15 protein-coding genes are annotated in these 14,308 nt (G+C 60.2%); 9 read left to right on the top strand and 6 right to left on the bottom strand.

The window, feature by feature from the left end; genetic code table 11:
* The coding region (locus VMH34_10740; GenBank protein ID HTT09252.1) for a S1 RNA-binding domain-containing protein at nt 1–423 on the top strand (423 nt) is incomplete at its 5' end.
* Between the two features lie 51 nt (nt 424–474).
* Here VMH34_10740 and VMH34_10735 read toward each other — a convergent pair.
* Nucleotides 475–1,293, bottom strand: a complete 819-nt coding sequence (locus tag VMH34_10735; GenBank protein HTT09251.1) for an FRG domain-containing protein — start codon at nt 1,291–1,293, stop codon at nt 475–477.
* A gap of 69 nt (nt 1,294–1,362) precedes the next feature.
* Nucleotides 1,363–1,944: a 5-formyltetrahydrofolate cyclo-ligase gene (locus VMH34_10730; protein ID HTT09250.1), complete on the bottom strand. Its 582-nt coding sequence runs from the start codon at nt 1,942–1,944 to the stop codon at nt 1,363–1,365.
* Nucleotides 1,945–2,067: 123 nt separating this feature from the next.
* Here VMH34_10730 and rpsP point away from each other — a divergent pair, with 123 nt between their 5' ends.
* The 8 genes from rpsP (at nt 2,068) to gcvP (ending at nt 9,704) form a co-directional block, all read left to right on the top strand.
* Nucleotides 2,068–2,313 (top strand): 30S ribosomal protein S16, encoded by a 246-nt coding sequence (gene rpsP / locus VMH34_10725; GenBank protein ID HTT09249.1) that lies wholly within the window; start codon nt 2,068–2,070, stop codon nt 2,311–2,313.
* An 11-nt stretch (nt 2,314–2,324) separates the two neighbouring features.
* Nucleotides 2,325–2,876, top strand: coding sequence for a ribosome maturation factor RimM (rimM, locus tag VMH34_10720; protein HTT09248.1), 552 nt, complete (start codon nt 2,325–2,327; stop codon nt 2,874–2,876).
* Entirely contained in the window at nt 2,873–3,622 is a 750-nt protein-coding gene (trmD, locus tag VMH34_10715) for a tRNA (guanosine(37)-N1)-methyltransferase TrmD (protein HTT09247.1), read from the top strand. Before rimM ends, trmD begins: the two co-directional genes overlap by 4 nt.
* A gap of 21 nt (nt 3,623–3,643) precedes the next feature.
* Nucleotides 3,644–4,003, top strand: coding sequence for a 50S ribosomal protein L19 (gene rplS, locus VMH34_10710; GenBank protein ID HTT09246.1), 360 nt, complete (start codon nt 3,644–3,646; stop codon nt 4,001–4,003).
* A 241-nt stretch (nt 4,004–4,244) separates the two neighbouring features.
* Complete coding sequence (xerD, locus tag VMH34_10705; protein HTT09245.1) at nt 4,245–5,159, top strand: site-specific tyrosine recombinase XerD; 915 nt, start codon at nt 4,245–4,247, stop codon at nt 5,157–5,159.
* 67 nt (nt 5,160–5,226) lie between these two features.
* Entirely contained in the window at nt 5,227–6,372 is a 1,146-nt protein-coding gene (gcvT, locus tag VMH34_10700) for a glycine cleavage system aminomethyltransferase GcvT (GenBank protein HTT09244.1), read from the top strand.
* A 15-nt stretch (nt 6,373–6,387) separates the two neighbouring features.
* Nucleotides 6,388–6,768: a glycine cleavage system protein GcvH gene (gene gcvH / locus VMH34_10695; protein HTT09243.1), complete on the top strand. Its 381-nt coding sequence runs from the start codon at nt 6,388–6,390 to the stop codon at nt 6,766–6,768.
* A gap of 17 nt (nt 6,769–6,785) precedes the next feature.
* A complete protein-coding gene (gene gcvP / locus VMH34_10690; protein HTT09242.1) occupies nt 6,786–9,704 on the top strand; it encodes an aminomethyl-transferring glycine dehydrogenase in 2,919 nt (972 codons plus the stop codon).
* 110 nt (nt 9,705–9,814) lie between these two features.
* On the opposite strand, the gene VMH34_10685 is transcribed toward gcvP, so the two are convergent.
* The 4 genes from VMH34_10685 to greB form a co-directional block, all read right to left on the bottom strand.
* Nucleotides 9,815–10,384, bottom strand: a complete 570-nt coding sequence (locus tag VMH34_10685; GenBank protein ID HTT09241.1) for a hypothetical protein — start codon at nt 10,382–10,384, stop codon at nt 9,815–9,817.
* A gap of 115 nt (nt 10,385–10,499) precedes the next feature.
* Entirely contained in the window at nt 10,500–12,326 is a 1,827-nt protein-coding gene (locus VMH34_10680; protein ID HTT09240.1) for an ATPase, T2SS/T4P/T4SS family, read from the bottom strand.
* Nucleotides 12,298–13,632, bottom strand: coding sequence for a serine/threonine-protein kinase (locus VMH34_10675; protein ID HTT09239.1), 1,335 nt, complete (start codon nt 13,630–13,632; stop codon nt 12,298–12,300). Before VMH34_10675 ends, VMH34_10680 begins: the two co-directional genes overlap by 29 nt.
* A gap of 156 nt (nt 13,633–13,788) precedes the next feature.
* Nucleotides 13,789–14,304: a transcription elongation factor GreB gene (gene greB, locus VMH34_10670; GenBank protein ID HTT09238.1), complete on the bottom strand. Its 516-nt coding sequence runs from the start codon at nt 14,302–14,304 to the stop codon at nt 13,789–13,791.
* Nucleotides 14,305–14,308 lie beyond the last annotated feature (4 nt).

Genomic DNA, 14,308 nt, shown 5'->3' with positions numbered 1-14,308 from the left:
ATCATCACCATCAAGATTCACCCGGACAAGATTCGCGATGTGATCGGCAAGGGCGGCGCGGTGATCCGCGCGCTGACCGAAGAAACCGGTACGACCATCGACATCGAGGACGACGGCACCGTCAAGATCGCGTCGGTCGACGCCGCCGCGGGCCTGGAGGCCAAGCGCCGCGTCGAGCAGATCACCGCCGACGTACAGGTGGGCGCGATCTACGAGGGCCGCGTGGCCAAGCTCATGGACTTCGGCGCCTTCGTCAACATTCTGCCGGGCCGCGACGGTCTGGTGCACATCTCGCAGATCTCCGACGAGCGCGTCGAGAGCGTCAGCGACAAGCTGCGCGAGGGCGACATGGTCAAGGTCAAGGTGCTGGAGATCGACAAGCAGGGCCGCGTGCGCCTGTCGATGAAGGCCGTCAATCAATAACGACTGGCGCAGGATTATTCTTGTTGTTAAGACCCCGCCTTGAGCGGGGTTTTATTTTTCATTTCGGAATAATATCTCGCGAAAGGAGAGAGTCTCCATAAGACTTTCCTCTGAACCGAAAAGCGAGAAGGCATTAATGTTGTATAGCTCCAAGCGCTTGAGGACTTTAAGTCGTTCCGAGCTTGGAATATTGAACTTCCACAATTCGTCTTGATCTTCACTGTTCTCAGCGAAAACATCGTCATGTTGAGCATAAGAAAGGTTACTACCTTGGTTTATTGTGCAAATCGTGTAATGACTCTGTTGTTGAAAGTGACGGCGATGGCTTCGTACATAAGGGCCAAGACCAGTAATTTCCGGATGTGAACTTGACCCTGTTTTGTTTCCTGCAGTGTACTCACAGTAAGCGAAAATAGAGGTACTAGTTTCTGACGATTGATGATCTTTGAAGGCGAAGTACGCCGCAACAAAAGGCGATCGTGTCCAGTCAAGCAGAGGCGAAGGGAAACCGTGATGGCGAAGATAAACGAAATACTCATATGCGGGAAATCTACCGAAAGTCAAAAAGCCCACTTCTTCTATCTTTTGCAGATACTCAGGCTTAGACGGTATTTCCCATCTAGCCCCAGTAAAGGTTTCAACTTGTGGCTTCGTCGCGAGTACTATTTGATAGTACTCCTCTAGACTCAATAAACGGCCCGCGTAGCGTTCAAGCGTAGTAGAAAGTTCCCACGAACTATCAGATTGACCGCGAAACAAATAATCTGAAATATAACGGTTTGTTACTTTCTTGCGCTCACTGCGTTCGTGTTCTAATTGTAAAACGTGATCTTCGAATTCCTCCCAAGTTTTTAGATCAATTTGTTTCATATATTTTGACAGCCTACGCCGCATAATCTGAGCGTGTCAAAAGTGACCTGCTGCATTTCAGCAGACTCCCTATGCCTTTACAGTAATCGTGCGCTGCTCGGTGACCAGCATGTCCACGGGGAGATCGCCGTCGTGGGTGGGAAGATCCGGCAGTATTTGTGCTTCAAAAGCGAGCGCGATTTTGGCGCCGACCTTATGCGTGGCGAACCAGCGATCGTAGTAACCGGCGCCGTATCCGATGCGTGCCCCGGACGCGGTGAACCCGAGACCGGGCGTGATTACGACGTCAATGGGGCCATCGTAACGCTCTGTGCCGGTGGGCGTGGGTATCCCCAGTTGCGCGGGCCTGAGATCGTCCCAGCCACGGAAGGGGCAGGCGATCATTTCCGTCTTGCTGATGATTTTGGGCACGTACAGCGTCTTGCCGGCGGCGGCGAGCCGGTCGATCAACGGTGCCGTGGCGATTTCCTCGCCGATACCGACGAAGATGAAGCAGCTGCGGGCCTTTTGCACCTCCGGCAGGGCCAGCACCCGCTCGACGATGGTCGCGGAATACCGCTTGCGCTCGGCCTCGCCCAAGCCGGCGCGGGCCGCCTTCAACTGCCCGCGCAGCCGTTTTTTCTGTTCGCGCAGGGTGTCATTGGTATTCATAAGGCCAAGGCAACCAGTCCTTTTCTTTTCCGGATGAATTCCCGTACAATACGCGCCCTTAAATTACCGTCCCTGATTGAAATGCGGGGACGGACATTCAAATTCTGACAGGAACTTTGCCGCATGGTAAGCATTCGTCTGGCTCGTGGGGGCGCCCCGAAGCGTCCGTTTTATCACGTCATCGTAACCGACAGCCGCAAGGCAAGCGGGGGCAAGCATCTGGAGCGCATCGGCTTCTACAACCCCATGGCGACGAAAAAAGAAGTCGCCTTCCAGGTGGATAAAAGCCGCGTCGACTACTGGCTGTCCAAGGGCGCCCAGCCCACCCCGCGTGTTGCCAGCCTGATCAGCGCGCACCAAGCCGCCTGATCCCTCCCGTTGTGTCCGCGCCCGCCGACGCGACCTCTGACCGCGCGGCGGGACACGAGAATTTTGTGCCCGTCGGCCGCATTGTTGGCGTGCATGGCGTCAAGGGGTGGGTGAAAATTTATTCGTACACCAAGCCGAAAGAGGAGATTTTCACCTACTCGCCCTGGTATTTGCGGCGGGACCGCATCTGGGAGCCGCGTGAAGTCGTCACGGGCCGCGTGCAGGGCAGGGGCCTCGTAGCTGAACTGGCGGGTATCGAGGATCGGGATACGGCGCTCGGCATGCGGGACGTGGAGATCGCGATTACACGTGCGCAGCTCCCGCCGCGCGGGAAAGGCGAGCATTTCGTCGCCGATCTGGTCGGGATGCGCGTAATCAACCGCCGGGGCGCGGAGTTGGGCCGGGTGCGGCGGATTATGGAAACGGCGGGCGCCAACGACGTGCTGGTGGTGGCCGACACGGAGCGCGAGCATTTGATCCCGGTGGTGCCGAAGGTGTACGTGCTGGCCGTGGATGAAAAGCAGGGCCGGATCGACGTGGATTGGGAGCCCGAGTTCTCATGAGCTGGCGCGCCGGAGTCATCACGCTGTTTCCGGAGATGCTGCGGGCGGTGACGGATCACGGCGTCAGCGGCCGGGCGGCCGAGACGGGGTTGATTGAAGTGCGGACGTGGAATCCGCGCGACTATGCCGCCGGCAATTACCGCAGGGTGGACGATTCCCCCTACGGCGGCGGGCCCGGGATGGTGATGCAGGTCGGGCCGCTGCGCGCAGCGCTGCGGGAGGCGCGGGCCGCCATGCCGCACGCGCGGGCGCTTTACCTCGGTCCGCAGGGACGGCCGCTCGACCACGCCGGTGTGCGCGAACTGGCCGCGCGGCCGGAAGTGATCCTGGTCGCGGGACGTTACGAGGGCGTGGATCAGCGCTTCATCGACGCCGGGATCGATGAGGAATGGTCGATCGGCGATTATGTGCTGAGCGGCGGGGAACTGGCGGCGATGGTGGTGATCGATGCCGTCGCGCGGACCCTGCCCGGCGTGCTGGGCGATGAGGGCTCCGCGGGACAGGATTCCTTTGTTGACGGCCTGTTCGATTACCCGCACTATACGCGCCCTGAAGTGGCCGGCGGGCTGCCGGTGCCGGCGGTTTTGTTGTCCGGCAACCATGCCGAGATTAAGCGGTGGCGCCGCAAACAGGCCCTGGGCCTGACCTGGCTCAGGCGGCCGGCGCTGCTGTTGAAGCGATCGTTGGGCGAGGATGAGCAGGCCTTGCTGGCGGAATTCATCCGCGAGTGCGGACAGAAATTTTAGAAATAGTGGAAGATAGACATCATGAGCAAGCTCATTGAACAAATCGAAGCCGGGCAGATGAAATTGAAGATTCCGGATTTCCGCCCCGGCGACATCGTGGTGGTGCAGGTCAAGGTCAAGGAGGGCGAGCGCGAGCGTTTGCAGGCCTTCGAGGGCGTGGTCATCGCCAGGCGCAATCGCGGCATGAATTCCTCCTTCACCGTGCGCAAGGTCTCCCATGGCGAGGGCGTGGAACGCGTGTTCCGTACCTATAGCCCCAGTATCAACGAAATCGAGGTGAAGCGCCGCGGCGACGTGCGCCGCGCCAAGCTCTATCACATGCGCGATCTGCGCGGCAAGGCGGCCCGCATCCGCGAGAAGATCGAGGCCAAGGGGGAATAAACGCTTTATCACCTGCGTTCACACGCGGGTTCGTCAAAAACGGATGCTGCCCGGAGGCGGCATCCGTTTCTTGTTTTCGGGCCCTGAATAAGTCCATCCCGGACTTCTCGGAACACGGAAACTGAAAATGCGATTTTCAGTTGCCTTCATTTTCAATGACCATGAGGTCATAGAAAATGGCGGCGCATCCCTGCACCACTAAATCTCCGATTGGATCGGAAGTTCCTTTACAATTCCGTTTATGGCCAAGGCCGATAAAGTCAGCATGCCCGGCGCGGATGGCGCGCTGCTGGAGCGTTTCCTAGACGCGATCTGGGTGGAGCGCGGTCTGTCCGACAACACGCTGCTGGCCTATCGCAACGATCTCGCCGCCTTCCTCGACTGGCTCGATGCCAGGAAATTACCACTGTTACAAGCCCAGAGTGGCGATCTGATGATGTTTCTTGCGGCATACGCCGGTAATTCAGCACGCACCACCGCGCGGCGGCTGTCGACCTTGAAGCGCCTGTTTCAGTATCTGCTGCGCGAGAATCTCATGAACCACGACCCCAGTGCACATGTGCCCGCGCCGCGTCTGGGACGGGTGTTGCCGCAATCCCTGAGCGAGCAGGAAGTCGAAAAATTGCTGGCCGCGCCGGATGTAGACACGTCCCTGGGCCTGCGCGACCGCGCCATGCTGGAGGTGATGTACGCCACCGGCCTGCGCGTTTCGGAACTGGTGCGCCTGCGGGGCGTGCAGGTCAATCCGCGCCAGGGCGCGCTGCGCGTCACCGGCAAGGGCAACAAGGACAGGCTCGTGCCGCTGGGCGAGGAGGCCGTGCTGTGGCTGGAACGCTATCTCAAGGGGTCGCGCCCCGCGCTGTTGGGGGGGCGGCCATCGTCTTATCTTTTCATCACGCCGCGCGGCGAGCCCATGACACGGCAGGCCTTCTGGTATCTGGTCAAACGCCACGCCAGCAAGGCCGGCATCGACAAGCCGTTGTCGCCGCACACGCTGCGGCATGCCTTCGCCACCCATCTGCTGAATCACGGCGCGGATCTGCGCGTCGTGCAGATGCTGCTCGGTCACAGCAACATCTCCACAACGCAGATCTACACGCACGTCGCCCGCGCTCGCCTGAAAGAACTGCACGCGCAGCATCACCCCCGCGGCTGAAGCCACATAAAAACCGTCAGGCGGCGTTCTCCGTGACCGGGTGGTGCGCGGATGCTAAATTACCCGCATGAATTCTCCCGTGACCAAGACCGCGACCACTCATCCCGCACTCAAGCACACCCCGCTGCACGCCCTGCACGTTGAGGCCGGTGCCAGGTTCACCGGTTTCGCCGGTTATGACATGCCGGTGCAATACAAGGACGGGATATTGCGCGAGCATCAGCACACCCGCACGCACGCGGGCCTCTTTGATATCTCGCACATGGGGCAGATCGCCATCCGGGGTGACGTGCGCGCCGCGGCGCTGGAATCACTGACCCCCGCCGACATTGTCGAATTGCCGGAGGGGCGGCAATGCTACGCGCTGCTGACCAATGATCGCGGCGGCGTCATCGACGACATCATGATCGCAAACATGGGCGATGAATTGATCATGGTGGTCAACGCCGCACGCAAGACGGTGGTGTTCGAACATCTTTCAACTGCGCTCGCAGGACGCTGCACGATTTTGGCGTTGTCCCATCTCGCACTACTGGCATTACAGGGCCCGGAAGCAGCCGCGGTGATGGCGCGGCTGGCGCCGGCACTTGCTACATTGCCGTTCCTCTCCGTGATCCATGTAAATATCGGCGGCATCCAGTGCCGTGTCAGCCGCTCCGGCTACACCGGCGAGGATGGTTACGAGATCGCACTGCCTGCTGATCAGGCGGAACAACTGGCGCGTCGCCTTCTGAAAGAGCCGGAAGTCGGACTCATCGGTCTGGGCGCGCGCGATTCGCTGCGATTGGAGGCGGGATTGTGTCTATATGGCCACGACATCGATGAGCGAACCACCGTGCTCGCCGCCGGTCTGGGCTGGACCATCGCGAAGACGCGCCGTCACGGCGGGGCGCGCACCGGCGGATTCCCCGGCGCCGCAGCGCTGGAGCACGAGAGGGCCGTAGGCCCGGTGGAACTGCGCGTGGGTTTATTGCCGGAGGGCAGGGCGCCATTGCGCGCCGATGTCGCGCTTGCAGACGCCACGGGCACGACTGCGGGCAGAATCACGAGCGGCGGTTTCAGTCCCAGCCTGCAACGTCCCATTGCCATGGGTTATCTCCGCACGGATGATGTGCGCAAGCGTGCATCCGCGTACGCCATGCTGCGCGGCCAGCGGGTGCCGATTGTACAAACTTCGCTGCCATTCGTTCCACACCGATACTATAGAAATTAAAAGGAGAACGCATTCATGCCGAAGCTTAAATACAGCAAAGATCACGAATGGTTGCGACAGGAGGCCGATGGTACGGTCACGGTCGGCATCACAGATTACGCGCAGCAACAACTCGGCGACGTGGTTTACGTCGAATTGCCGGTGGTGGGCCGGCAGGTGAAACAGGACGAGGATGCCGCCGTGGTCGAATCGGTAAAGGCGGCGAGCGACGTCAAGATGCCAATTACCGGCACTGTGACTGCCATCAACACGGAACTGGCGGATCATCCCGAACGGGTCAACAACGAACCGACGGGCGGTGGCTGGTTTCTCAAGCTCAAGCCCTCGGACAAAAAACAGTTCGACGCCTTGATGAATGAGCAGGATTATCAAGCCTACATCGCCGGTCTGAAATAAACAGCCCGACAATTCCGATGAATCCGTCCGAAACACGCCGTACGCTGGAGGAACTGGAGGATCGCGGCGATTTCATTCGCCGTCACATCGGGCCGGACGAGCGTGAGATCGGCGCGATGCTGGAGTCGCTCGGCCTGCGCACGCTGGATGAACTGGCGGATCGCACCTTCCCTGCCGACATCCGCTCCAAGAAAGCCTTTCAACTGCCACCGCCACGCAGCGAGCGCGTGGTGGAAAGTTATCTGCGGCGCATGCGGTCGCGCAATCAGGTATTCACGAGCATGATCGGCATGGGCTATTACGACACCATCATGCCCAACGTCATCAAGCGCAACGTGCTGGAAAACCCCGGCTGGTACACGGCCTACACGCCGTATCAGGCGGAGATCAGCCAAGGGAGGCTGGAGGCGCTGTTGAACTTCCAGCAGGTGGTGAGCGATCTGACCGGCATGGCCGTCGCCAATGCCTCGTTGCTGGATGAGGCCACCGCCGCGGCCGAGGCCATGACCATGACGCGACGGCTGGTATCGCTGCCGGCCGATGCCTTCCTCGTTGATAGTGACTGCCATCCACAGACCATTGCTGTAGTGAAGACGCGCGCACGGCCGCTGGGCATCGAAGTGATCATTGCCGATCCGTGGGCGGGGCCGCCGGAGCGGGAAGTATTCGGAGTGCTTGTTCAGTATCCCGGCTCAAGCGGTCTGGTACGCGACCCCAAGACGGTCGTCGATTGGGCCCATAAGCGCGGCGCTCTGGTTACCGTAGCCGCCGATCCATTGGCCCTGGTGTTGCTGACGCCCCCCGGTGAATTGGGCGCCGACATCGTTATCGGTTCCGCACAGCGCTTCGGCGTGCCGATGGGCTACGGCGGGCCACATGCGGCCTTCTTCGCCACCCGCGACGAATTCAAGCGACAGATGCCGGGCCGCATTATCGGCGTGTCCGTGGATACGCGCGGCCGGCCGGCGCTGCGCATGGCGTTGCAGACCCGCGAACAGCATATCCGCCGCGAGAAGGCGACCAGCAACATCTGCACCGCGCAGGTGCTTCTGGCCGTGATCGCCGGTTTCTACGCGGTCTATCACGGCCCCCAAGGTCTGCGCGTCATCGCCGAGCGGGTGCACCGCATGGCGCAGATTTTCGCCGCGGGCCTGCGGCGGCTGAATCTGCAAGTCGCGCATGCTCAATTCTTCGACACCCTCGTGGTGCGCGTGCCTGGCGTCGCCAAGCGCATCGCGGCGCGGGCCCGCGAGGCGCGCTTCAATCTGCGCGTGATCGACGCGGATCACCTGGGCCTGAGTTTCGATGAAACTTCACGTCGCAGCGAACTGAAGCAGCTCTGGCAGGCATTCGCCACGCACGCGGAACAGTTGCTGGACGTGGCCGCATTGGACGGACAGGTGGAGGAATGCATCCCGCCGTCGCTGCGCCGGCAGAACACCATGCTCCAACATCCGGTCTTTAACCGCTATCACACCGAGACCGAGATGCTGCGCTACCTGCGCAAGCTGGTGAACCGCGACGTCGCGCTGGATCGATCCATGATCCCGCTTGGCTCATGCACCATGAAGCTCAACGCTGCCATCGAGATGCTGCCGGTGAGCTACCAGCTCTTCAGTGCCATTCATCCGTTTGCGCCGCTCGACCAGGTGCAGGGCTATCAACAGTTGTTCGAGGAACTGGAGGAGCGGCTGTGCGAAATCACCGGCTTTGCCGCCTTCTCGTTCCAGCCCAACGCCGGCTCGCAGGGCGAGTACTCGGGCCTCTTGGTGATCCGCAAATATCACGAGACGCGCGGCGAGATGCAACGCGACGTGTGCCTGATCCCGGCCTCGGCGCACGGCACCAATCCGGCCAGCGCGGTCATGGCCGGATTGAAAGTCATCGTCGTCGCCTGCGATGCGCATGGCAACGTCGACGTGACGGATTTGAAGGCCAAGGTCAAAAAGCATGCCGCCAGGCTCGCGGCGCTGATGATCACCTATCCCTCGACCCACGGCGTATTCGAGGAATCCGTTTGTGAGCTTTGTGCTGTCGTGCACGATGCGGGCGGGCAGGTGTATCTCGACGGCGCCAATATGAATGCGATGGTGGGTCTGTCGCGGCCGGCGGAGATCGGATTCGACGTCTGCCACCTCAACCTGCACAAGACCTTCTGCATCCCGCATGGCGGTGGCGGCCCCGGCATGGGACCGATCGGCGTCGCCGCGCATCTGGCGCCGTTCCTGCCCGATCATCCGGTGCTTAACGGCATCAATCCCGCAGCCGCTGCGGCAGGCGTGGAGACCATCGGCACCATCGCAGCGGCGCCGTGGGGCTCGGCCAGCATCCTCACCATCCCATGGACCTACATCGCGCTCATGGGCGAGGCGGGCTTGAAGCGCGCGACGCAAGTCGCCATTCTCAACGCCAACTATATCGCCCGGCGACTGAAGGACCACTATCCGATCTTATATACGGGCAGGAACGGTTTGGTGGCGCACGAATGCATCATAGATCTTCGGCCGATCAAGGATCGCTGCGGCATCACCGTCGAGGACGTCGCCAAGCGGCTCATCGACTACGGTTTTCACGCCCCGACGGTGTCCTTCCCGGTGCCCGGCACGCTGATGATCGAGCCGACGGAAAGCGAGGACAAGCGGGAATTGGATAAATTCTGCGACGCGATGATCAGCATTCACGGCGAAATCGCCGCCGTTGAATCAGGCAAGCTGGATAAAAATGACAATCCACTGAAACATGCTCCGCACACCCATGACCTGCTATTGGATGACCAATGGTCGCGGCCGTATTCGAAGCAACAGGCATTCTTCCCGCTGCCTTACCTCAACGACACCAAGTACTGGCCGCCGGTGTCGCGCATCGACAACGTCGAAGGCGACCGCCACCTCGTCTGCACCTGCCCGCCTGTCGAAGACTACTCCCGAGCTGGTTGAAGTTTATATTCGGGAACCAACGCGCTTTTGATATGAAGTTGGAGGACTTCTAGGTCGAACAAAGTGATCATGTTCGAATATTGAATATGAATAAATCGAGCCCACCCCTATCATTTTTGTTGATGTAAAGATTGGAGTTCTTTCCTTTTGCATTCTGGACACATCCCATGAGTGAATGAGGCCTCTGAATTCTCGGTAATGTACGTCTCAACTTGTTGCCAATATCCGCTGTCAGTCCGTATTTTTTTACACCACGCACAGATGGGAATCAGGCCGCTGAGGATTCTGGTTTTGTCTATGGAATCCCGCAGCTCACAGGTCATCCTTTTTTGTTTCTCATAGGCCAGTTTCAACTGAGATAAGAGGGTAACCACTATGAGGAAGAAGCCCAAACGCACCAACATATTCCAGAAGGGAATAAAAGAACGCGAGAACACATGTCCGCTGAAATGGTCGGCTCCAAACCACACGAGCGCAGAAATGATGGCTGCAAGAAGTCCCCGTTGCCTCCCCGCGTACCATGTCACAAAGACAATGGGAGCCAAGTAAAAGATGGAAAAACCAATCTCATATCCCGATGAAAAATCAATGGCGCCGAGGATAACAACGAAGACAAGCCCTGTTATTGTTATGACCGCGGGGGATTGTTTCATGAAAAAAGTGTCGATACGCGTCATCATATACTTCGGGGAATTTGTTGGAACCAATAGTCCGCAATTTACACGTCAGTAGATGAAGGTTTCCGGGGGCCGGGCAACAAAGTAACGCCGAGTGCAGTAGTTTTGCAGCGACCTGTCAGGATTCCTGCGGGGGGATGACGGAAAGGACTTCCTCCAGCGTGGTGATGCCGGCGACGATCTTTTCAGCGCCGCTCTGGCGCAGGTCGCGCATGCCGCTTCGGATCGCGGCGTCGCGCAGCGTCCCCGAGTCCACGTGCGGCCTGATCATGTCGCGCATCTCGCGGTTCATGGTGAGGATTTCATAAAGTCCGGTGCGGCCCAGGTAGCCGGTGTGCCGGCATTCATCGCAGCCGACCGGAAGGAACACCTCCTTGGGGGCGGCGACGTGGATGTTGGCGGTCAGCGCCTGCCAGCCGCTCCATTCCAGTTTGCCGGGCTTCTTGCAGTGGCTGCAAAGCGTACGTACCAGACGCTGGGCCACGACGCCGAGCAGCGAGGCGCCGATCAAGAACGGTTGCACGCCGATGTCGATGAGCCGCGTGATGGCGGAGGGGGCGTCGTTGGTGTGCAGCGTGGAGAGCACGAGGTGGCCGGTAAGCGCCGCCTGGATGGCGACGTCGGCGGTCTCGCGATCACGGATTTCGCCGATCATGATGATGTCCGGGTCCTGGCGCAGCAGCGTGCGCACGCCGGTGGCGAAGTCCACGTCGATGGCGGGCTGCACCTGCATCTGATTGAACTGCGGCTCCACCATTTCGATGGGGTCTTCGATGCTGCATACGTTGTATTCCGGCCGCGCCAGTTGTTTGAGCGCGCAGTAAAGCGAGGTGGTCTTGCCGGAACCGGTGGGGCCGGTGACCAGGATGAAACCATGGGGGTTTTCCACCATGCGCTGCCAGGAGGCGAATTCATGCTCGCCGAATCCGAGCTCGGTGAAGCTGCGGCTTAGGACCTGTGGATCGAAGATGCGCAACACCAGTTTTTCGCCGAAGGTGGTCGGCATGGTGGACAGGCGCATCTCCACCTCCTTGCCCGCCGGCGTCTTGGTCTTGACGCGCCCGTCCTGCGGACGGCGCTTGTCGGCGACGTCCATTCGGCCCAGCGATTTCAGGCGGCTGGTGATGGCGGTCACAATGGGCGTCGGCAACTCGTGCACCTGATGCAGCATGCCGTCGATGCGGAAGCGGATGCGGGACAGTTCGCGGCGCGGCTCGACGTGGATGTCGCTGGCGCGCTGCTCGAAGGCGAATTGCAGCAACCAGTCGACCAGATGCACGATGTGCTGATCGTTGGCGTCCGGCTCGCCGATCTTGCCCAGTTCGGTCAGCGACTCGAAGTTGCCGGCCAGCGATGCCTCGCTGGAGGTCCGGGTGGCGCCGAAAATGGAACGGCTGACACCGTAAAACTCCTTCAGATAGCGTTCGACGTCCTTGGGATTGACGATGACGCGCTTGATCTTGTGCTGCAGGATGCGCGCGAGCTCCGTCTCCCACTCGCGCAGGTACGGCTCGGCGGTTGCGACCGTGATGGCCTCCGCGTCCACCGCGATGGGCAGGAAGCTGAAGCGGGTGGCATAGGCCTGTGACACCAGCTTGGTGACGGCCTCGACGTCGATCTTGAGCGGGTCGATGCGCAGATAGGGGAGTCCCACTCTCTCCGCGAGCCAGCGCGTCAGCCGTTCGAGGCTCAACGGGTAGGGGGGCTGTGTCGCGCTGACCCAACCCTGTTCGCTGATGCGTATGAGCGGGTGGCGCGTATCCTCGACACGACCCGGCGCCGCGTTGCGCAATTGTTCAATGTGTTGTTTGAGGATGAGCTTGTCCGCCAGCAGCCAGTTCAGCAGTTGCTCGAGGCCCAGCCGGCCCTCCGGTTTGGCGGATTGCGCGGCCGGCGCCGCGACGGCGGCCGGGCGCTTAGGAGGCGGCGTGGGTTGACGGTTCATGGGCCGCCGGCTGGCCCGTGCGGACGATGCGATCAGTCGCCCGCGACAGGCGCGCAATCAGGGTGTGCAGGAACAGCTTGTGGAAACGCAACTGGCAGTTGAGCGAAGTGCGCTCGATCTGCGCCGAATGAACCTTGATCAACGTGCTGGCCTCGCGCGTGCTGATGCTGGCGGTGCGCTCGCGCCCGGAAACAAAGCCCATCTCGCCGAAACAATCGCCGCTCACCAACGTGTCCACGAATATACCGGACTTCATGACCTCCACCGCGCCGGAGAGGATGACGTAAAAGGATTTGTCCACGTCACCTTCGATGATGACGCTGCTCTTGGGCGGCAGGTCCAGCCACTGGCTGGCATTGATCAATTCCCAGATCTCGTTGTCGGTGAAATCGCGGAAGAAATCCTGCGCCCGCACGGCGTTGAATTTTTCCTGGCGCGAGATCGATTCCCGGGCCGGCTGGATGAAATCGAACACCAGGCTCAAATCCCCGGCCATGTCCATGGCGCTCTTGTAGCGCTGGCGCGAATCGCGGGCCAGTGCGCGATGGACGATGCGTTCCAGCACGTCGGGCACGTCATTGCGATAATTCTTGATGGGGGGAATGGCGCCGTTGAGGATGAGGTGCTGGATGGCCTCGATGTTGTTGGATTGAAATGGATGATGGCCTGTCAGCAGCTCATAGACCACCAGTCCCAGCGCGAAAATATCGGTCTGCGGCGTGACGTCCTGATCCTGTATCTGCTCCGGTGACATGTACAGGGGCGAACCGGCGTGGTTGACCATGGTGCTGCCCAGATCCTCCGGCAGCACGGCGATGCCGAAGTCGGTGATCTTGACGTCATGCTCCTCGGTGATGAGGATGTTGCGCGGCTTGATGTCGCGATGGATGACCCCTTTCTTGTGGGCGTAGTCCAGCGCCGCGGCGCATTTGTAAGTGATGGTGATCACCTCGTTGAGCGGCAGCAGGTTCTGGGGATCGCAAAAATTCTCCAGCGTCTGGCCGCCGTGCACGTACTCCATGACGATGTAATAGACGCCGTCGTTGGCGCCGGCGTCGTAGATGCCGGTGATGTTGGGGTGTTTCAGCATCCCAGCCGCCTGGGCCTCGTTGAAAAAAAGCTTTTTGTAGAGGTCGCCGTCTTCCATGGAGGACAGCCGTTCCTGATCCGCCACCTTGATGGCGACCGGTCGATCAACGAAGGGATCGTGGCCGAGATAGACCTTGCCCATGTTGCCCTTGCCAATCTCCTTGATGACCTGGTACTTGGCCAGGGTGCTGTTTTCGAGGTTTCTGATGCCGTTCATTGGGAGGCAAAATGTGAAATATTTTTTTATCGTTTATGGATCGCTAAGCTGGGCACGATTCTGGAATAATCAGTATAAACGATATATGAATATTGCCCTAACCCATTGTTTCCGGATATGGATGATCCGCACCGCACAACCACGCGGCGGGAGGGCCTACCCCGCTTTGGCCGGGGGCGGCTGATAACCAATGTCCATGAGCAGATAGCGCCGGGTCATGCGGGCGGTTTTAACCATCAACGCCTCCCCCGGGCTTTTTTTCAATAGTTGCCGGGCCAGTGGGGAATCCACGCTGAGATAATTCTCGCCGTCGCGGGTCTCATCCGCCCCGACGATCCGATAGACCGTCGTGGAGCCGTCCTCCGCTTCGAGCGTGACCCAGGCGCCGAAATATACGCGTTCCATGTCCGCCGGCGTCCGGGCAATGACCTTCAGCAGCGGCAGGCGCTTTTGCAGATAGCGGATGCGCCGATCGATCTCGCGCAACTCCTTTTTGCGGTAGATGTACTCGGCGTTTTCGGAGCGATCGCCCTCGACCGCCGCCGCCGCCAGATGCCGGGTGACCTCGGCGCGGCGTTCCCACAAACCCCTGAGCTCCGCCTGCAAGGCTTGATAACCCTCTGCGGTGATGTAGGGGGAGGATTGTGAAGTGGGCGGCCGCCAGCGTCCCATTGGA

Source organism: Gammaproteobacteria bacterium (genome assembly GCA_035501935.1).
Taxonomy (GTDB): domain Bacteria; phylum Pseudomonadota; class Gammaproteobacteria; order JAJPIJ01; family JAJPIJ01; genus JAJPIJ01.
The sequence above is the reverse complement of the archived record's forward strand: the minus strand, read 5'-3'. Positions and strand labels throughout refer to the sequence as shown.

Coding starts and splice junctions, on each gene's coding strand:
- gcvT (HTT09244.1), top strand. CDS start 5,227: ATGAATTCTCCCGTGACCAAGACCGCGACCACTCATCCCGCACTCAAG.
- VMH34_10680 (HTT09240.1), bottom strand. CDS start 12,326: ATGAACCGTCAACCCACGCCGCCTCCTAAGCGCCCGGCCGCCGTCGCG.
- VMH34_10735 (HTT09251.1), bottom strand. CDS start 1,293: ATGAAACAAATTGATCTAAAAACTTGGGAGGAATTCGAAGATCACGTT.
- gcvP (HTT09242.1), top strand. CDS start 6,786: ATGAATCCGTCCGAAACACGCCGTACGCTGGAGGAACTGGAGGATCGC.
- rplS (HTT09246.1), top strand. CDS start 3,644: ATGAGCAAGCTCATTGAACAAATCGAAGCCGGGCAGATGAAATTGAAG.
- xerD (HTT09245.1), top strand. CDS start 4,245: ATGGCCAAGGCCGATAAAGTCAGCATGCCCGGCGCGGATGGCGCGCTG.
- greB (HTT09238.1), bottom strand. CDS start 14,304: ATGGGACGCTGGCGGCCGCCCACTTCACAATCCTCCCCCTACATCACC.
- VMH34_10685 (HTT09241.1), bottom strand. CDS start 10,384: ATGATGACGCGTATCGACACTTTTTTCATGAAACAATCCCCCGCGGTC.
- VMH34_10675 (HTT09239.1), bottom strand. CDS start 13,632: ATGAACGGCATCAGAAACCTCGAAAACAGCACCCTGGCCAAGTACCAG.
- trmD (HTT09247.1), top strand. CDS start 2,873: ATGAGCTGGCGCGCCGGAGTCATCACGCTGTTTCCGGAGATGCTGCGG.
- rpsP (HTT09249.1), top strand. CDS start 2,068: ATGGTAAGCATTCGTCTGGCTCGTGGGGGCGCCCCGAAGCGTCCGTTT.
- VMH34_10730 (HTT09250.1), bottom strand. CDS start 1,944: ATGAATACCAATGACACCCTGCGCGAACAGAAAAAACGGCTGCGCGGG.
- gcvH (HTT09243.1), top strand. CDS start 6,388: ATGCCGAAGCTTAAATACAGCAAAGATCACGAATGGTTGCGACAGGAG.